16 protein-coding genes are annotated in these 18,290 nt (G+C 73.3%); 14 read left to right on the forward strand and 2 right to left on the reverse strand.

Translation table 11 applies throughout. The features are described 5' to 3' along the window. Together ACFV2J_RS35870 and ACFV2J_RS35875 are read left to right on the forward strand one after the other, a co-directional pair. Positions 1-285: methionine adenosyltransferase domain-containing protein (locus ACFV2J_RS35870; RefSeq protein ID WP_385442640.1), on the forward strand; the 285-nt coding region annotated here is incomplete at its 5' end. Positions 286-1,041: 756 nt separating this feature from the next. After that, entirely contained in the window at positions 1,042-3,189 is a 2,148-nt protein-coding gene (locus ACFV2J_RS35875; protein WP_385095274.1) for a primosomal protein N', read from the forward strand. 74 nt (positions 3,190-3,263) lie between these two features. Here the strand turns inward: ACFV2J_RS35875 and ACFV2J_RS35880 are convergent, their stop codons facing one another. After that, entirely contained in the window at positions 3,264-3,806 is a 543-nt protein-coding gene (locus ACFV2J_RS35880) for a hypothetical protein (RefSeq protein WP_385095271.1), read from the reverse strand. Positions 3,807-4,233: 427 nt separating this feature from the next. On the opposite strand from ACFV2J_RS35880, the gene fmt reads away from it, so the two are divergent. The 9 genes from fmt (at position 4,234) to ACFV2J_RS35925 (ending at position 13,983) form a co-directional block, all read left to right on the forward strand. Then, positions 4,234-5,166 carry a methionyl-tRNA formyltransferase gene (gene fmt, locus ACFV2J_RS35885; RefSeq protein ID WP_385095268.1) on the forward strand — a complete coding sequence of 311 codons (933 nt, stop codon included), beginning with the start codon at positions 4,234-4,236 and terminating at the stop codon, positions 5,164-5,166. A gap of 607 nt (positions 5,167-5,773) precedes the next feature. Continuing rightward, positions 5,774-7,207, forward strand: a complete 1,434-nt coding sequence (locus ACFV2J_RS35890; RefSeq protein WP_385442645.1) for an RsmB/NOP family class I SAM-dependent RNA methyltransferase — start codon at positions 5,774-5,776, stop codon at positions 7,205-7,207. A gap of 198 nt (positions 7,208-7,405) precedes the next feature. Next, on the forward strand, positions 7,406-8,092 hold the full coding sequence (gene rpe / locus ACFV2J_RS35895; protein WP_385098077.1) for a ribulose-phosphate 3-epimerase: 687 nt from the start codon (positions 7,406-7,408) through the stop codon (positions 8,090-8,092). Positions 8,093-8,170: 78 nt separating this feature from the next. Next, complete coding sequence (locus tag ACFV2J_RS35900) at positions 8,171-9,214, forward strand: sugar-binding transcriptional regulator (RefSeq protein WP_385442649.1); 1,044 nt, start codon at positions 8,171-8,173, stop codon at positions 9,212-9,214. 145 nt (positions 9,215-9,359) lie between these two features. Next, complete coding sequence (locus ACFV2J_RS35905) at positions 9,360-9,782, forward strand: ribonuclease domain-containing protein (RefSeq protein WP_385089700.1); 423 nt, start codon at positions 9,360-9,362, stop codon at positions 9,780-9,782. Then, positions 9,779-10,156, forward strand: a complete 378-nt coding sequence (locus tag ACFV2J_RS35910; protein ID WP_385089703.1) for a barstar family protein — start codon at positions 9,779-9,781, stop codon at positions 10,154-10,156. The genes ACFV2J_RS35905 and ACFV2J_RS35910 overlap by 4 nt, the downstream gene beginning before the upstream one ends. A gap of 106 nt (positions 10,157-10,262) precedes the next feature. Beyond that, positions 10,263-11,705 (forward strand): GuaB1 family IMP dehydrogenase-related protein, encoded by a 1,443-nt coding sequence (locus ACFV2J_RS35915; protein WP_168533426.1) that lies wholly within the window; start codon positions 10,263-10,265, stop codon positions 11,703-11,705. Positions 11,706-12,053: 348 nt separating this feature from the next. Next, positions 12,054-13,520: an amino acid permease gene (locus ACFV2J_RS35920; protein WP_385089705.1), complete on the forward strand. Its 1,467-nt coding sequence runs from the start codon at positions 12,054-12,056 to the stop codon at positions 13,518-13,520. 10 nt (positions 13,521-13,530) lie between these two features. Beyond that, positions 13,531-13,983 carry an Lrp/AsnC family transcriptional regulator gene (locus tag ACFV2J_RS35925; RefSeq protein WP_385089708.1) on the forward strand — a complete coding sequence of 151 codons (453 nt, stop codon included), beginning with the start codon at positions 13,531-13,533 and terminating at the stop codon, positions 13,981-13,983. A gap of 479 nt (positions 13,984-14,462) precedes the next feature. Here ACFV2J_RS35925 and ACFV2J_RS35930 read toward each other — a convergent pair whose 3' ends face one another. Next, entirely contained in the window at positions 14,463-15,203 is a 741-nt protein-coding gene (locus tag ACFV2J_RS35930; RefSeq protein ID WP_385089711.1) for a GntR family transcriptional regulator, read from the reverse strand. A gap of 211 nt (positions 15,204-15,414) precedes the next feature. Between ACFV2J_RS35930 and ACFV2J_RS35935 the strand changes: the two genes are divergently transcribed. The 3 genes from ACFV2J_RS35935 to ACFV2J_RS35945 are packed head-to-tail and all read left to right on the forward strand — an operon-like array spanning position 15,415 to position 18,289. Continuing rightward, positions 15,415-16,572: an ABC transporter substrate-binding protein gene (locus tag ACFV2J_RS35935; RefSeq protein WP_385089723.1), complete on the forward strand. Its 1,158-nt coding sequence runs from the start codon at positions 15,415-15,417 to the stop codon at positions 16,570-16,572. Next, the gene (locus tag ACFV2J_RS35940) at positions 16,569-17,471 is read left to right on the forward strand and encodes an ABC transporter permease subunit (RefSeq protein ID WP_153291699.1); all 903 of its coding nucleotides are present in this window, start codon (positions 16,569-16,571) and stop codon (positions 17,469-17,471) included. Before ACFV2J_RS35935 ends, ACFV2J_RS35940 begins: the two co-directional genes overlap by 4 nt. Next, on the forward strand, positions 17,456-18,289 hold the full coding sequence (locus tag ACFV2J_RS35945; RefSeq protein WP_385089714.1) for an ABC transporter permease: 834 nt from the start codon (positions 17,456-17,458) through the stop codon (positions 18,287-18,289). Before ACFV2J_RS35940 ends, ACFV2J_RS35945 begins: the two co-directional genes overlap by 16 nt. Position 18,290 lies beyond the last annotated feature (1 nt).

Raw genomic sequence — 18,290 nt, forward strand, 5'->3', positions numbered from 1 at the left:
GCCTCGCGCTGCGAGGTCCAGGTCGCCTACGCCATCGGCAAGGCCGAGCCCGTCGGTCTCTTCGTGGAGACCTTCGGCACCGCGAAGGTCGACGCGGAGAAGATCGAGACCGCCATCACCGAGGTCTTCGACCTCCGCCCGGCGGCCATCATCCGTGACCTCGACCTGCTGCGCCCGATCTACTCCCAGACGGCGGCCTACGGTCACTTCGGCCGGGAGCTGCCCGACTTCACGTGGGAGCGGACGGACCGGGTGGACGCGCTCCGCAGGGCCGTCGGCCTGTAACCGTTCGCGGCTCGCCGCGTCTTGACGAGGCCCGGCGCCCCCTCGGGGGTGGCGGGCCGCCGCGGGGGGGGGGTCGCGCCCCGCCCTTGGTGGCCCCGCCCGGGGGGGCCGCGCCCCGCTGGGCCGGCGCCCGGTACCCGTCCGCGGCCCGCCGCTTGTTCACGCGGCCCGGCGCCCATGCGGGGGTGCCGGGCCTCGTCGTGGGTCCGTGCCCGCCACGTCGGCCCCCGCCCGGCTTGTCGTCCCCACGTCCTCTGTCGTCCCCGCGTCCTCTGTCGCCCCCGTGTCGCCTGTCGTCCCGCCGTCGCCTGTCGGGTCCGCGCGGCCTGCTTCGTCGGTCCGGCGTCCCTGCCGGCGCTCGGCCGTGACGCGGCCGGCTCGGCACGGCGTCCGCGTCGGCGTCCGGCCCGGACGCCCTCGGCGGGGCACGCCCGCGGCGTCCGGCCCCGACGCCCTCGGCGGGGCACGCCCGCGGCGGAAAACGCCTGGCGCGGACCGCCCGCCGTTCCTACGCTGGTGATCTCCCGGTGCGATGGCCGCGGCTACTTCGGCGGAGCGCGTCCCTACGGGCGTGCGGTGAAACTGGACGCATCATGAGCCGCTGCCGCCTGGACCTCGGGAGAGCCGACGTCGCGACCCCCCTTCCCGCCGGTCGGAGGGTGTGGGAAGCGGGCGCGGCGCGAGGCGTCCGTGATCCGCGGCGGCCCTGGTCCGGGGCGCGCGGCGGTGTCGGTGCGGTCTGGTAGGAATACTGCTGTGAGCAGCGCGAACGGGCGGGGTGAGGAAGGCGCGGAGGGCGCGCCGCCCGAGCAGCTTGCGCTGATCCGCGAGGGCGTACGGCAGGCCAGGGCACCGAAGGCGAAGCCGCGGACCTGGCGCGGTGCCGCGCTCGCCAAGGAGCTGCCCGTCGCGCGGGTGCTCGTCGACAAGGGCGTGCTCCACCTGGACCGGTACTTCGACTACGCCGTGCCCGAGGAGCTCGACGCCCAGGCGCAGCCCGGCGTCCGGGTCCGGGTGCGGTTCGGGGCCGGACGGCACCGGGTGCGGGACGGGCGGCGCGAGGGCGGCGGCCTCATCGACGGCTTCCTCGTCGAGCGGCTGGCCGAGTCCGACTACGCAGGACCGCTCGCGGCGCTGGCCCAGGTGGTGTCTCCCGAACCGGTCCTCGGCCCCGAACTGCTGGGGCTGGCCCGGGCCGTCGCCGACCGGTACGCGGGCAGCCTCGCCGATGTGCTGCAACTCGCGGTGCCGCCGCGCAACGCCCGGGCGGAGGCGAAGCCCTCTCCCGCGCCCCTGCCCGCTCCCGACGCGCCCGCGGCGGAGTCCTGGACGCGGTATGCGCGGGGGTCGGCCTTCGTGGAGTCGCTCGCCCGCGGCGGCTCCCCCCGGGCCGTGTGGAACGCGTTGCCGGGCCCCGAATGGGCCGACGAGCTGGCGCGGGCCGTGGGCGCGACGCTCGCCTCGGGGCGCGGCGCGCTCGTCGTCGTACCGGACGGCCGGACCGTCTCCCGGGTGGACGCGGCGCTGACCTCGTTGCTGGGGGAGGGGCGGCACGCGGTCCTCACGGCCGAGGCCGGGCCCGAGAAGCGGTACCGGGAGTGGCTCGCCGTGCGGCGCGGATCCGTACGGGCCGTCGTGGGGACCCGCGCCGCCATGTTCGCGCCGGTGCGCGATCTCGGGCTCGTCGTCCTGTGGGACGACGGGGACGGCAGTCACAGCGAGCCGCACGCCCCCCAGCCGCATGCGCGGGAGGTCCTGCTGCTGCGGGCCGCCCACGACAAATGCGGCTTTCTGCTGGGGAGTTGGGGCTGCACGGTGGAGGCCGCGCAGTTGGTCGAGAGCGGCTGGGCGTTGCCGTTGGTCGCCGAGCGGGACCAGGTGAGGGCGAGCGCCCCGCTCGTCCGGACCGTGGGGGACGGGGATCTCGCGCGGGACGAGGCGGCACGGGCCGCCCGGCTGCCCACCCTGGCCTGGCAGGTCGTCAGGGAGGGGCTGCGGCACGGGCCCGTGCTGGTGCAGGTGCCGCGGCGCGGGTACGTACCGAGGCTGGCCTGCGCGCAGTGCCGGGCTCCTGCCCGGTGCCGGCACTGCGCCGGCCCGCTGGAGGCGCAGGACGCCGGCGCGCTGCGGTGCACGTGGTGCGGGCGTGACGAGACGGCCTGGCACTGTCCCGAGTGCGGTGGTTTCCGGCTGCGGGCGCAGGTCGTGGGCGCCCGGCGGACCGCCGAGGAGCTGGGGCGTGCCTTCCCGGCGGTGCCGGTGCGGACGTCGGGGCGCGAGCAGGTGCTCGACACGGTGCCGGGTGCACCCGCGCTCGTCGTGTCCACGCCGGGCGCCGAACCCGTCGCGGAGGGCGGGTACGCGGCGGCGCTGCTGCTCGACGGCTGGGCGATGCTGTCACGGCCCGATCTGCGGGCCGGCGAGGAGGCGCTGCGGCGCTGGATAGGGGCCTCGGCGCTGGTGCGCGGGCAGGGCGCGGGCGGCACCGTGGTGGTCGTCGCGGAGCCGACCCTGCGTCCCGTGCAGGCGCTCGTACGGTGGGACCCGGTCGGGCACGCGGTGCGTGAGCTGGCCGAGCGGGCCGAGCTGGGATTTCCGCCGGTGTCACGGATGGCGGCGGTGTCGGGTACCGCGGAGGCGCTCGCCGGGTTTCTCGCGGTGGTCGAACTGCCGGGCGACGCGGAGGTGTTGGGGCCGGTGCCGCTGCCCGTCACCGATGCCGGGCGTCCGCGCCGGACGGGGGCGCCGCCGCCGGGGGAGCGGTGGGAGCGCGCGCTCGTCCGGGTGCCGCCGGGGAGCGGTGCCGCACTGGCGGCCGCGCTGAAGGCCGCGCAGGCGGCGCGGATGGCGCGCGGGGGGAGCGAGCCCGTACGGATCCGGATCGATCCGCCGGACATCGGGTGACGGGTGGACGAGGGACTGCCTCCCGGGGCGGCGGCGCCGGGAGGCAGGGCGGAGCGGGAGGAACGGAACCGGGCTCAGCCGTTGCGCGGGCCCGGGAAAGCGGTGGGCCGCACGTCTTCGCGGAGGGTGGGGCTGCCCGCTGTCGGCTGCGTCGGCATGGAGCGGGCGGCGGGGACCGTCGGCACCGCGGGGACGCCGGTGGTGACCGCGACCGTGCGGGCGCTCGCGGTCTCGGTGGCGCGCTCGGCCTCCGCGGCGGCCTGGGCCGCGGCGCGACGGGCGCCGTAACGGCGGTGCACCGCCTGCTTGGTGACGCCGAGGGCCGAGCCCACCGCGTCCCACGAGAAGCCCAGTGAGCGGTCGAAGTCCACGGCGGCCGTGACCAGCGTCTCGACGCTGTCGCGCAGCTCCTGGGCGAGGCGGACGGTCGGGGCGGGGGCGCGCCCGTAGACGACGAAGCCCGTGGCGGGGCCGGAGCGGCGCGGGCGGTAGACGTTGCCCAGTTGGGCGGTGAGCGTGCGCAGTGCGTCCACCTGCCGGCGGACCCGCTCGATGTCCCGCACCAGCAAGTGCAGGCTGGCCCGAGCCTGGGCGTCGTGGGTTGCGTGGTCGGCCATGAACAAGCCTCTCGAACCGGCGTTGAAAAGGATCGGGCCGCGATCACGGCCCGTTGGTGGTCAACTCTCTCTTGACCAACGCGTTTCCGGGTGAGTGGTCACGCTGCGGGGGCGTAGGGGCATATGCACAGGGCGCGTCAGGGGGCGTACGCCCCCGGTGTGCACGGCCCGTACGGAGCGATCCCGGTCCGCGCGCCCCGTGCGGGACGCGGGGTGCGCGGGATACGGGGCCGTCGGCGCGGCGGGCTTCGGCGGTGGGAGCTGCGTCGGTGCGGACGTCGGACCCGGCGTCGGTGCGGGATGTCCGGGCAGCGCCCGAGCCCGGTGCCTGCGCGACGCATAGACTGGTGCGCCGCCCCGTACTCCGGCCCCGTCGGCGTGCTCGCGGGGTCTGAAGCGTTCCCGCCCGAGAGGCCAACCGCCACCCATGAAGCTCGTCTTCGCAGGTACCCCCGAGGTCGCCGTTCCCGCACTGGACGCCCTGATCGCCTCCGGGCGGCACGAGGTGGCCGCCGTCGTCACGCGGCCCGACGCGCCCGCCGGGCGGGGGCGCCGGCTCGTCGCGAGCCCGGTCGCCGAGCGTGCGGCGGAGGCCGGGATCGAGGTGCTGAAGCCGGCCAGGCCGCGGGACGAGGAGTTCCTGGCGCGCCTGCGGGAGATCGGCCCCGACTGCTGCCCCGTGGTCGCCTACGGCGCGCTGCTGCCCCGGGTCGCCCTCGACGTCCCCGCCCACGGCTGGGTCAACCTGCATTTCTCGCTGCTGCCCGCCTGGCGCGGAGCCGCCCCGGTGCAGCACGCGGTGATGGCGGGCGACGAGATCACCGGTGCCTCCACGTTCCTGATCGAGGAGGGGCTCGACTCGGGGCCCGTGTACGGGACCGTCACCGAGGAGGTCCGGCCCACCGACACCAGCGGGGACCTGCTGACCCGGCTGGCCTTCGCCGGTTCCGGGCTGCTCCTCGCGACCATGGACGGCATCGAGGACGGCACCCTGAAGGCGGTACCGCAGCCGGCCGACGGCGTTACCCTGGCGCCGAAGATCTCCGTCGAGAACGCCCACGTCGACTGGTCCGCACCGGCGCTGCGCGTGGACCGGGTGGTGCGCGGATGCACCCCCGCGCCGGGTGCGTGGACCGTCTTCCGCGGCGAACGGCTCAAGCTCGTGCACGCCGCGCCGGTACCCGAGCGCACGGACCTCACCCCGGGTGAACTGTCCGTCGGCAAGAACAACGTGTACGTCGGAACCGGTTCGTACGCCGTCGAACTGCTCTGGGTCCAGGCCCAGGGCAAGAAGCCGATGCGCGCGGCGGACTGGGCGCGCGGCGTACGCATCTCCTCCGGAGAGGGCCTCGGGGTCTGAGTCACGTCGGGGCCCGGTTGCCGCGTCCCCGGCCCCGGCTCCGGCGCCCGAAGGTCCCCGCCCTTGCAGGGGGCTCGGGCGTGTGGGACAGGACCAGAGCCGGCCCGCGCGCCCGAGATGCAGGACACAGGCTCGAACCGCCCCTGCCGGGCAGGACCAGGACCGGCCCGAACATGCCGCCGGGCGAGACCAGGCGCGCGCCGCTCAAGCGAGCTGGCTTCGTCCCGGTGGCCCTGCCCGGGGCCCACTGGGCCCCGCACGGTGTGCCCGGCACTGCCAGGCCTCCTGGCCGCATGGAGGGCCGGACACTTCCAGCGCCCCCTGCCGTACGGAGTGCCGGGCACCCAGCTCCCCCCCCGCACGGTGCGCCGAACACTCCCGGCACCCCCTGCCGTACGGAGTGCCGGGCACCCAGCACCCCCGCCGCACGGTGCGCCGAACACCCCCAGCACCCCCGCCGCCCGGCGTGCCCGGCACTCCCACCACCCCGGCCGCCCGGCGTGCCCGGCACCGCCACCACCCCCGCCGCCCGGAGTGCCGGCGTCGGGACCCGCCCCGCGGCGTACGCTGAGAGGCGCACCTTTTCCTGGATCCGGAGCACCTTTTCGTGAGTGAGCAGTCCCGTCGGCCGAGCAAGCCCGGCAAGCCCTACCGCCGTCCCCAGAAGGACCCGGTCCGCTTTCTCGCCTTCGAGGCGTTGCGGGCCGTGGACGAGCGGGACGCCTACGCCAACCTCGTCCTGCCGCCGCTGCTGCGCAAGGCACGCGAGAAGGGCGACTTCGACGGGCGGGACGCGGCGCTTGCGACCGAGCTCGTGTACGGGACCCTGCGTCGGCAGGGCACGTACGACGCCGTCATCTCGGCCTGTGTCGACCGGCCGCTGCGCGAGGTCGACCCGCCGGTGCTGGACGTGCTCAGCCTCGGTGTCCACCAACTGCTCGGGACACGCATCCCGACGCACGCCGCCGTGTCCGCCTCGGTCGAACTCGCCCGCGTCGTACTCGGCGACGGACGCGCCAAGTTCGTCAACGCCGTGCTGCGCAAGGTCGCGCGGCAGGATCTCGACGGCTGGCTGGAGCAGGTCGCGCCGCCCTACGACGACGACCCCGAGGACCATCTGGCCGTCGTGCACTCGCACCCCCGCTGGGTCGTCTCCGCGCTGTGGGACTCGCTCGGCGGCGGGCGGGCCGGGATCGAGGACCTGCTGGAGGCCGACAACGAGCGGCCCGAGGTGACCCTCGTCGCCCGGCCCGGCCGCTCCACCGCCGAGGAACTCCTCGGCGCGCTGGGCGAGGAGTCCGCCCTTCCGGGGCGGTGGTCGCCGTACGCCGTGCGTCTCAGCGAGGGCGGCGAACCCGGCGCCATCGACGCCGTACGGGAGGGTCGCGCGGGTGTCCAGGACGAGGGCAGCCAGCTGGTCGCCCTGGCCCTCGCGAACGCGCCGCTCGACGGTCCCGACAAGGCCTGGCTGGACGGCTGCGCCGGCCCCGGCGGCAAGGCCGCCATGCTTGCCGGGCTCGCCGCGCAGCGCGGCGCCGTGCTGCTCGCCTCGGAGAAGCAGCCCCACCGGGCCGGGCTCGTCGCCAAGGCGCTGGCCGGGAATCCCGGGCCGTACCAGGTCATCGCCGCCGACGGCACCCGGCCGCCGTGGCTGCCCGGCACGTTCGACCGCGTCCTCATGGACGTGCCCTGCACCGGCCTAGGCGCCTTGCGGCGCCGTCCCGAGGCGCGCTGGCGGCGGCGCCCGGAGGACCTGGACGGTTTCGCGTCGTTGCAGCGCGGGCTGCTGCGCACCGCCCTGGACTCCGTGCGGATCGGCGGCGTCGTCGGATACGCGACCTGCTCGCCGCACCTCGCCGAGACCCGCGCGGTCGTGGACGACGTGCTCAAGCACCAGGAGAACGGCTCCGCCGAGCTGATCGACGCCCGTCCGCTGCTCCCGGACGTACCCGCGCTCGGCGACGGCCCCGACGTCCAGCTGTGGCCGCACCTGCACGGGACGGACGCGATGTACCTGGCGCTGATCAGGCGGACCGCCTGATCAGCACCGGCTGAATCCACCGCTCCACTCTTCCATCCGGCACCGCAGCGTCTCCGGTCCGTCTCGGCCCCCGCGGCCGTGCCGGACGGGCCCGCGGGCGGCCCCGCACGGCATCGCGGACCACCGCGCGGCATCTCCGCGACGGCCCGGTTCCGGACCGGGGAGAGCAACCGGTGCCGGGCATGGCAGTCTTGGGGCATGGCCGTGCAGATCAACCCCAGCATTCTCTCCGCCGACTTCGCCCGTCTTGCCCAGGAGGCACAGGCGGTGCAGGGGGCGGACTGGCTCCATGTCGACGTCATGGACAACCATTTCGTACCGAACCTCACGCTCGGGGTGCCGGTCGTGGAATCCCTGGCCCGTGCGACGGACACGCCGCTGGACTGCCATCTGATGATCGAGGACGCCGATCGGTGGGCGCCCCAGTACGTCGAAGCGGGCGCGGGCTCGGTCACCTTCCACGTGGAGGCGGCCGCCGCGCCGGTGCGGCTCGCCCGCGAGATCCGGGCCATGGGTGCCCGCGCCTCCATGGCGCTCAAGCCCGCGACCCCGATCGAGCCGTACGAGGATCTGCTGCCCGAGCTCGACATGCTGCTGATCATGACGGTGGAGCCGGGATTCGGGGGCCAGGCGTTCCTGGACATCATGCTTCCGAAGATCCGCCGCACCCGTGAACTGATCAGCAAGCACGGTCTCGAACTCTGGCTCCAGGTCGACGGCGGGGTCTCGGCCTCCACCATCGAGCGGTGCGCCGAGGCGGGCGCGGACGTCTTCGTGGCCGGATCGGCGGTCTACGGGGCATCGGACCCGGCCCAGGCGGTACGTGCATTGCGCACCCAGGCGCAGGAGGCGACGGCTCATGCGGCGTGGGCGTGCGACCACTGAACCAAGGGAACGTGAACGCCGCCCATCTGGGCTGATCAAGTACGCCGGATCTGCAAGGATGAACGGCGAATCCAGAGTGTGAACAGCAGTGAGGAGATCGCCGTGTCGGGTATGTCGGCGGGCCGGTCAGCCATGCGGATGGGGCCCGCTGAGCTGGTCCAGGCGGCGGCCATGGCCCGCCGCTTCTACCTCGAGGGCAAATCCAAGATCCAGATCGCCGAGGAGTTCGGCGTCAGCCGCTTCAAGGTGGCCCGGGTCCTGGAGACCGCTCTCGAACGGGATCTCGTGCGCATCGAGATCCGGGTGCCGGCCGAGCTGGACGCGGAGCGCTCCGACGCGCTGCGCGCCCGCTACGGCCTCAGGCACGCCGTGGTGGTCGAGTCCCCGGCCGACGCCGAGGAGTCGCCCGACCCCGAGAACCTCGGAGAGGTGGCCGCCGACCTGCTCGGTGAGCTTGTCAACGAGGGCGACGTCCTCGGCCTCGCCTGGGGCCGCTCCACCATTCACATGGCCGCGGCCCTCGACCGGCTGCCGCCGTGCACGGTGGTGCAGCTGACGGGTGTCTACGACGCCGGGACCGCCGAGCGCGGTTCGGTGGAGGCGGTGCGCCGCGCCGCCCAGGTGTCGGGCGGGGACGCCCACCCCATCTACGCGCCGATGCTGCTGCCCGACGCGGCGACCGCGGCCGCGCTGCGCAACCAGACGGGGATCGCGCGCGCCTTCGAGTACTTCGACAAGGTCACCGTCGCCTGTGTCTCCATCGGCTCCTGGGAGCCCGGCATCTCGACGGTGCACGACATGCTGAGCGACGAGGAGCGCGCCCACTACGCGTCCCTCGGCGTCGCCGCCGAGATGTCCGCGCACCTGTTCGACACCGAGGGCCGGAGGGTCGGCCGGGACCTGGGCGAGCGGTGCATCACCGTCGAGGCCGACCGGCTGCGCCGTATCCCCGAGGTCGTCGCGATCGCCGGCGGACAGCGCAAGGCGGCCGCGATCGACGCCGTCCTGCGCTCCGGGCTCGTCACCAGCCTGGTGACGGACACCTCGGCCGCCGACTACCTCATGGCGGCGGGGCCGGCACCGCGCCCGGCGCTGGCCCGCCAGGACCCGGACGGACCGTGACCCCAGGAGGGCCCACGGCGCCCTCGGACCGTGCCGTGCCCCCTCGGGCTCCCCGCCGCGTCCCACGGACGGCAGGGGGCTCGTGAGGGGCTCACCGGGCCCCTTACGCGCGCCGCGCGCGGCGCGCCGTGGCAGCATCGACGTCATGCTGCCGCGGTCCGTTCCCCGGCTCGTCGCGGGTCTCCTCCTCTGCCTGACGGTCCTGCTCACGGGCTGCTCCACCGCGACCTCGCCCGCCTCCCCGGCGGACACCGCCCCCGGCACCTCGGCGGCGCCCGGCTGGGCACACGGCATGGGCACCGTGCGGGAGAACCGCCTGCCCGCCGAAGCGCGCGCGACCCTCGCCCTCATCGACCGGGGCGGGCCCTTCCCGTACGCCAAGGACGGCGTCGTCTTCGGCAACTTCGAACGGCTGCTGCCGCTCCAGCCGCGTGGCCACTACCACGAGTACACCGTCCGGACACCCGGCGAACGGGACCGGGGAGCCCGGCGCATTGTCGCCGGGCGGAACGGTGAGATCTACTACACCGATGATCACTACAAGTCCTTCCGGGCGGTGCTGAGATGACCGACCCGACCCTCGCGGACGTCCTGGCCGCCGCAGGCTGGGCCCAGGTCCGGCTCGACCTCGCCGGGGTCACCGACAAGCCCGGGTTCATGGACCGCTGCGCCCGCGCGCTCGACCTGCCCGACTGGTTCGGACGGAACTGGGACGCCCTCGCCGACTGCCTCGCGGACCTGTCCTGGGCCCCGCCCGCCCGTGGACGCCTGCTCGTCGTCACCGGCTGGCGCGACTTCGCCCGGGCCGCGCCCCGTGACTGGGGCATCGCGCAGGAGGTGTTCGCCGAGGCCACCGACCGCGGGCGCGGCACCGCGGGGGCGCTCCAGGTCGTCCTCGCTCTTGGAGGATCCGACGACGGGACCACGGGCCGCCCTGGATGATGTGTCTGGGCATCTCACCAGGACCGCCATGGGACAATGAAGTACGTGCTTTCCCCCTGGCTGACCTGTCCGGGGGCCACCTCTGATCGACCGGGATGTGCAGCACGTGCGTTTCCTCAACGACATCCAGCCCCCGTACGACCTGACGTACGACGACGTCTTCATGGTGCCCAGCCGCTCGGCGGTCGGCTCCCGGCAGGGCGTGGACCTCGCCGCCCCGGACGGGACGGGCACCACGATCCCGCTGGTCGTGGCCAACATGACCGCCATCGCCGGCCGCCGGATGGCCGAGACCGTCGCACGCCGCGGCGGCCTCGTCGTCATCCCGCAGGACATCCCGATCGAGGTCGTCACGGAGGTCGTCACCTGGGTCAAGGGACGCCACCTGGTGCTCGACACCCCGATCATCCTCGCCCCCCACCAGACCGTCGCCGACGCCCTCGCGCTGCTGCCCAAGCGCGCGCACAACGCGGGCGTCGTCGTCGACGAGGACGGCCGCCCGGTCGGCGTGGTCACCGACACCGACCTGACCGGCGTGGACCGCTTCACCCAGCTCTCCGAGGTCATGTCCCGGGACCTGCTGCTGCTCGACGCCGACATCGAGCCGCGCGAGGCGTTCAACAAGCTGGACGGCGCCAACCGCCGCTACGCCCCCGCGGTCGACCGGGACGGCAGGCTCGCCGGCATCCTCACCCGCAAGGGCGCCCTGCGCGCCACGCTCTACACCCCGGCCACCGACGCGAACGGCAGGCTGCGCATCGCCGCCGCCGTCGGCATCAACGGCGACGTCGCGGGCAAGGCCAAGCAGCTCCTCGACGCGGGGGTCGACACCCTCGTCATCGACACGGCCCACGGCCACCAGGAGTCGATGATCAGCGCGATCAGGACCGTGCGCGCGCTCGACCCGCACGTCCCGATCGCGGCGGGCAACATCGTCGCCGCCGAGGGTGTCAAGGACCTCGTCGAGGCGGGCGCGGACATCATCAAGGTGGGTGTCGGCCCCGGCGCCATGTGCACCACTCGGATGATGACCGGCGTCGGCCGTCCCCAGTTCTCCGCCGTCCTGGAATGCGCCGCGGAGGCGAAGAAGTACGGCAAGCACGTGTGGGCCGACGGCGGGGTCCGCCACCCGCGCGATGTCGCGATGGCACTGGCCGCGGGCGCGTCCAACGTCATGATCGGCTCCTGGTTCGCCGGGACGTACGAGTCCCCGGGCGACCTCCAGCAGGACGCCAACGGGCGGCTGTACAAGGAGTCCTTCGGCATGGCCTCCGCCCGCGCGGTCCGCAACCGCACCAGCGAGGAGTCGGCGTACGACCGCGCCCGCAAGGCCCTGTTCGAGGAGGGCATCTCCACCTCGCGGATGTTCCTCGACCCGGCCCGTCCGGGCGTCGAGGACCTGATCGACTCGATCATCGCGGGCGTCCGCTCCTCCTGCACCTACGCCGGTGCCAACTCGCTGGAGGAGTTCAGCGAGAAGGCCATCGTCGGCATCCAGAGCGCCGCCGGATACGCCGAGGGCAAGCCGCTGCACGCCAGCTGGAGCTGACCCGCCCCTCTTCCGAACGGCCCCCGCGGTGCGCCCGCGCGGGCCGTTCGGCGTTCCCGCACCGGCCGGCGGACCCCCGCCGGCCGGCACCGGCAGCGGCTCGTCCGGCGGGCCGGGGACGGTGTGCGCAACCATCGAAAGGGCCCGCGCAACGAACACGCGCCGAGCCGGGATGAACGCAATGATCTTGCGGAGACGCGCAAGGTTGCTGCATTACGCCCGTGAAGGCCTGGCTCATAGGGTCGAGCGCTGTACATGGCGTGGCGGGGACTCCGCTCGGTGGGTCCCTACTGTCAGGGATGCCGCCGGTCCCCGCCCCCCGACCGGCAGCGATGAAGGAGCCAGCGCGTGCTCGATCCCGGCGCACCCCCGCAGTCCCGCAACCGGACCGCCCCACCGTCCCCGGGTGTCGGTGCGCGTCTGATGCGCCGCAAGCCCGTGGAACGCCTGGTAGCCGAGGGCGGCCAGGGGGAGGGCGGCACCCTGCGGCGCTCCCTCGGCCTGTGGCAGCTGACGATGATCAGCATCGGTGCCACCCTCGGCACCGGAATCTTCGTGGTCCTCGGCGAGGCCGTCCCCAAGGCCGGACCCGCGGTCACCCTGTCCTTCGTGATCGCCGGCCTCACGGCCCTCTTCTCCGCCCTCTCGTACGCGGAACTCGCGGGCACCATCCCGGTCGCCGGCTCCTCGTACTCGTACGCGTACGCAACGATGGGCGAACTGATCGCCTGGATCTGCGGCTGGTGCCTGGTCCTGGAGTACGGCGTCTCGGTGGCCGCCGTCGCGGTCGGCTGGGGCGAGTACCTGAACGAGCTGCTCGACGGCACCATCGGCGTCACCATCCCGGACGCGCTCTCCGCGCCGCCCGGCGCCGGCGGCGTCTTCAACCTGCCGGCGCTGATCGTCGTCCTGCTCGCCATGGCCTTCCTGCTCGGCGGCGCCAAGGAGTCCGCGCGCGCCAACACGGTCATGGTGGCCGTGAAGATCGTCGCGCTGCTGCTGTTCTGCGCCATCGGCATCCAGGGCTTCAAGTCCGGCAACTACGAGCACTTCATGCCGCTCGGCATGGCGGGCGTCAGCGCGGCCGGGGCCACGCTCTTCTTCTCGTACATCGGCTTCGACGCGGCCTCCACGGCCGGCGAGGAGGCGAAGAACGCGCAGCGCGACCTGCCGCGCGCGATCATGCTCTCGCTGGTCATCGTCACGGCGCTGTACGTCGTCGTCGCGGCCGTCGCCGTGGGGGCGAAGCCCTGGCGGCGGTTCAACGACTCGGAGGCGGCCCTCGCCGAGATCATGAAGAACGTCACCGGGCAGACCTTCTGTGGAACCCTGCTCGCGGCCGGAGCGGTCATCGCGATCGCCAGCGTCGTCCTGACCGTGCTCTACGGCCAGACCCGCATCCTGTTCGCGATGTCCCGCGACGGGCTCGTGCCCAAGGTGTTCTCGCGGGTCCACCCGAAGACCGGCGCGCCCCGCGCCAACACCGTGATCGTCTCGCTGTTCTGCGGTGTCCTGGCCGCGGCGATCCCGCTCGGCCAGCTGGCCGACGCCACCAGCATCGGTACGCTCTTCGCCTTCGCGCTGGTCAATGTCGCCGTCGTCGTGCTGCGCCGGACGCGCCCGGACATGCGGCGTACTTTCCGGGTGCCGCTGTCGCCGGTGCTGCCCGCGATCGGCTTCGCGCTCTGCGTCTGGATGATGGGCAGCCTCTCGGCCGTCACCTGGGTGGTCTTCGGAGTCTGGATGGCCGCCGGGCTCGTGTTCTACTTCAGTTACGGCTACCGCCGCTCCCGAATCGCCACCGTAGAGAAGTGAACCACCCGCAGTGCTGAACGATCTCGACGAACGCATCGTGCACGCCCTCGCCGAGGACGCCCGCCGCTCCTATGCCGACATCGGCCAGGTGGTCGGCCTGTCCGCGCCGGCCGTGAAACGCAGGGTGGACCGGTTGCGGGCGACCGGGGCCATCACGGGGTTCACCGTACGGGTGGACCCGGCCGCGCTCGGCTGGGAGACGGAGGGCTTCGTCGAGATCTACTGCCGGCGCAACACCTCGCCGGAGACGATCCAGCGGGGGCTGGAGCGCTACCAGGAGGTCGTGGCCGCCTCCACCGTCACCGGGGAGGCGGACGCGGTCGTCCAGGTCTTCGCGTCCGACATGCGGCACTTCGAGCGCGTGCTGGAGCGGATCGCGGGGGAGTCGTTCGTGGAGCGGACGAAGTCCGTGCTGGTGCTCTCGCCGTTGCTGCGGAGGTTTTCCTCGGGGTCACCCACGTAGGGTGTGGCCGTTGACCAGGGGTGGGGTGGCGGCGGTTGTGATTCGTCCGCGGGTGGTCCGTGGCTGGTCGCGCAGTTCCCCGCGCCCCTGAGGGGTGGGGGTGTCTGCGGCGTCGATGGGTGCGGGGTGCGGGGTGCGGGGTGCCCGTGGCGTCGACGGGTGCGGGGTGCGGGATGCCTGTCGTGCTTAAGGGCGCGAGTCCTCAGCGGTGCTGAGGGGCCGCGGTTCGCGCGCCTCTGGCGGCGCAGCTCCCCGCGGCTCTGGCGGGCGCAGTTCAGCGTGCCCTTGGTGGGCGTAAGTTCCCGCGCCCTCGGCGGGCGTAATCCCCGCGCTCCTGGCGGTGCGGTTTCCCGACTGCCTGGCGGGCCTTGCTCGTCGCGCCCTCGGCGGGCGTAATCCCCGCGCCCCTGGCCGTGCGGTTTCCCCGGCGCCTGGCGGGTGTTGCTCCTCGCGCCCTGGCAGGCGCGGGGTGTCCGTGCCTACTCCGCCGTTTTTCTTGCCATGGGGTTGTTCCCTATCGAGTTGTGCACGCTGAAGCTCACCGCGTCCGAGCGGTAGCGGTCGTCCGACCACTCCACGGGGCGGCCTTCCCGGGTCGTGGTGACGCGGCGGACGCGGAGCAGGGGGCTGGTGCGGCGGATGCCGAGGAGGTCGGCGTCCTGGGCGCCCGCCGCCACCGCGTCGATGACGTGCTCGCCGTAGGCGAAGACCAGGCCCGTGTCGTCGAAGAGCCGCTGGGTCACGGAAGGGCAGTCGGGCTCGATGGACCCGACGGCGGAGGAGATCCAGTCGGCGTACACGGTCCGCTCCAGGAGCACCGGTTCGCCGTCCAGGCCGCGCACCCGGAGCACGTGCAACACGGCCGTCCCCTCCGGGAGTTGGAGGCGTACGGCATCCTCGGCGGTCGCCGGACGGTAGGTCTGCTCGACCACGTGTCCCGTCGCCTCACGCCCCATCGTGCGGGCCCACTCGGCGAAGCTGCGCAGCTCGGCGAAGCTCTGGCTGCGGCGGCTGGCCAGCACCACCCGGCGCGCGCCCTGTCGGGACCCGATCAGGCCCTCGGCGGTCAGGGCCGCGACGGCCTGCCGGACCGTGCCACGCGCCACGCCGTACTGCGCCGCGAGGTCCGTCTCCGCGGGCAGCAGACTGCCCACCGTGTACTCCTCGCGGTCGATCGCCCGCCGCAGCTCGTCGGCGATCTCCTCGTGTCGCGCCCCCATGCTTCCCCTCTGATCCGGCAGTTGTGCACAGCGTGACCAGCCTAATCGAGATCGGACGGTGATCTGAGCACCCCGGGATTGTGCAGGGAATCGGGGTTCAGGGTTTCGCCAGTGTTTACGAACAGGACACCAGCACCGGGCCTACTGGGATCAACTTGTTCAGACAAGTTCTCCGCTCCATCACACCCTCGTGCGTACTCCTGGAGAGACCGTGACCGTGTTCCTGCCGAGGACCGCCGTCCTCACCGGCGGCCTCGCCGTCGCCGCCGCCCTCGCCCTCAGCGCCTGTGGCGCGGCCCCCGACGACAAGGCGACCACCGCCGACGGCAAGAGCGCGGCCACCGCGACCTCCGCCGCCGACTTCGGTGGTCTCGACGCCCTCGTGAAGGCGGCGAAGAAGGAGGGCACGCTGCACGCGATCGCGCTGCCCCGTGACTGGGCCAACTACGGCGCGCTGATCGACGGCTTCACGAAGAAGTACGGCATCAAGATCGACGTGGAGAACCCGGCCGGCTCCAGCCAGGACGAGATCAACGCCGTCACCTCCCGCAAGGGACAGGACCGCGCGCCCGACGTCCTCGACCTGGGCAGCTCGTTCGCGTTGAGCGCCGCCCAGCAGGGGCTGCTCGCGCCCTACAAGGTGACCTCGTTCGCCGACATCCCCGAGGCCCAGAAGGACCCGAAGGGGCAGTGGTTCAACGACTACGGCGGCTACGTCTCCATCGGCTGCGACGCCAAGAAGGTCAAGGAGTGCCCCAAGACCTTCAAGGACTTGCTCAAGCCGGAGTACAAGGGCAAGGTCGCCCTCAACGGCAACCCCACCAAGTCCGGTTCGGCCTTCGGCGGCCTGTACGCGGCCGCCCTCGCCAACGGCGGCTCCTTCGACGACATCCAGCCCGGCATCGACTTCTTCGCCAAGCTGAAGAAGAACGGCAACTACACGCCCGTCGAGTCGACCCCGGCCACCGTCGAGAAGGGCGAGACCCCGATCAGCATCGACTGGGACTACCTGAACGCCGGCTACGCCGACGAGTTCAACTCCAAGGGCCTCGACTGGACGGTCACGGTCCCCGCGGACGGCCAGTACGCCCAGTACTACTCCCAGGCCATCAACAAGGACGCCCCGCACCCCGCGGCCGCCCGCCTGTGGCAGGAGTACCTCTACAGCGTCGAGGGCCAGAACCTCTGGCTCAAGGGATACGCCCGCCCGGCCCTGATGCCGGCCATGGACAAGGCGGGCACGCTCGACAAGACCGCCGCCGCCGCGCTTCCCAAGGTCTCGGGCACGCCCACCTTCCCGACCGAGGACCAGCAGAACAAGGCCAAGGGCGTCCTCGCCCAGGGCTGGGGCAAGGCCGTCTCCGGATGACCGTCGCCCTCACCGAGGCCGACACGGTGCCCGCCGCTGCCCCACGGCAGCGGCGGCGCCGCGCCGTCGGCCCCCTCGCCGTCCTGCCGCTGCTCGCGTTCGTCGCCATCGCCTTCGGGGTTCCCGCCCTGGCCATGCTGAACGGCGCCTTCACCGTCAAGGACCAGGCCACCGGTGCCGCTTCGTACACCACGGCCAACCTGACCGCCTCGCTCCAGGGCGCGTACCTCACCGCCCTGGTCGGCAGCGTCAAGCTGTCCGCCGTCTCGGCCGCCCTCGCGACCGTGCTCGGACTGCTGCTCGCCCAGGCCGTGGTCACCTCCCGCTTCCGCGCGCTGCGCGAGGCCGTGCTGACCGCGTCCGGTGTCCTCGCCAACTTCGGCGGAGTCCCGCTGGCCTTCGCCTTCGTCGCCACCCTCGGCAACGCGGGCGTCCTGACCCGGCACCTGGGCCTGTCCGACAAGGGCTGGAACCTCTACAGCTTCTGGGGACTGGTCATCGTCTACCTCTACTTCCTGATCCCGCTGATGGTCCTCACCATCACGCCCGCCCTGGACGGCCTGCGCTCCCAGTGGCGGGAGGCCGCGCAGAACAACGGCGCGACCGGGGTCCAGTACTGGCGCCACGTCGCCCTCCCCGTCCTCGCGCCCTCCCTGCTCGGCGGCCTGGTGCTGCTCTTCGGCAGCGCCTTCGCGGCGTACGCCACCGCCGCGGCCATGGTGGGCAGCGCGGTCCCGCTGGTCACCCTGCAGATCGCCGACGCCATCTCCGGCAACGTCCTGGTGGGCCAGGAGAACGTGGCGCTCGCCCTCAGCCTCGACATGGTCCTCGTCGCGGGCCTGGTCATGGCCGTGTACCTGCCCCTGCAACGACGGAGCGCGCGATGGCTGGAAGCGTGAACAAGTCCCCGCGTCCGCGCCTGTGGCGCGGCGTCGTCCTGGCCTTCGCCGGGCTCTACTTCCTGATCCCGCTCGCCGCGTCGCTGGTCTTCACGGTCGACGTGCCGAACCAGGGGATCACCTTCGACGCCTACAGCCAGATCGTCGGCGCCGACGGCTTCACCTCCAGCCTGCTGCTCTCGCTGGAACTGGCCGCCGCCACCATCGCCGTGGTCCTGCTGCTGATGGTGCCGGCGATGGTCGCCCTGCGGCTGAGCGCCCCGAAGCTGCGGCCCGTGGTCGAGGTGATCTGCTCGCTGCCGCTGGTCGTCCCGCCGATCGCGTTCGTCGCCGGGATCTCCACCGTCCTCAAGTGGGGGCCCGAACACCTCTCCCGGACCCCCCTCTTCCAGACGTTCGTGGCACTGCAGAACCCCGACTTCCCGTTCGTGCTCGTCCTCGCCTACGTGGTGATGGCCCTGCCCTTCGTGTACCGGGCCCTGGACGCCGGACTGCGCGCCGTCGACGTACGCACCCTCGTCGAGGCCGCGCGCAGCTGCGGGGCGAACTGGCCGCAGGCGCTGGTGCGGGTCGTGCTGCCCAATCTGCGCGGGGCACTGCTGAACGCCTCCTTCCTCACCCTGGCGCTGGTGCTCGGCGAGTTCACCGTCGCCCAGCTGCTCGGCTTCCAGCCGTTCGCCGTGTGGATCTACAGCATCGGCGGCTCGCAGGCCCAGCTCTCCGTCGCCGTCTCCGTGCTCAGCCTGCTCGTCACCTGGGCACTGCTCCTCTCGCTCGCCGGGCTCGGCGGGCGCTCCCGTACCGCTTCCCGGGGATGAC

Source organism: Streptomyces sp. NPDC059668 (assembly GCF_042734135.1).
Classification (GTDB): domain Bacteria; phylum Actinomycetota; class Actinomycetes; order Streptomycetales; family Streptomycetaceae; genus Streptomyces.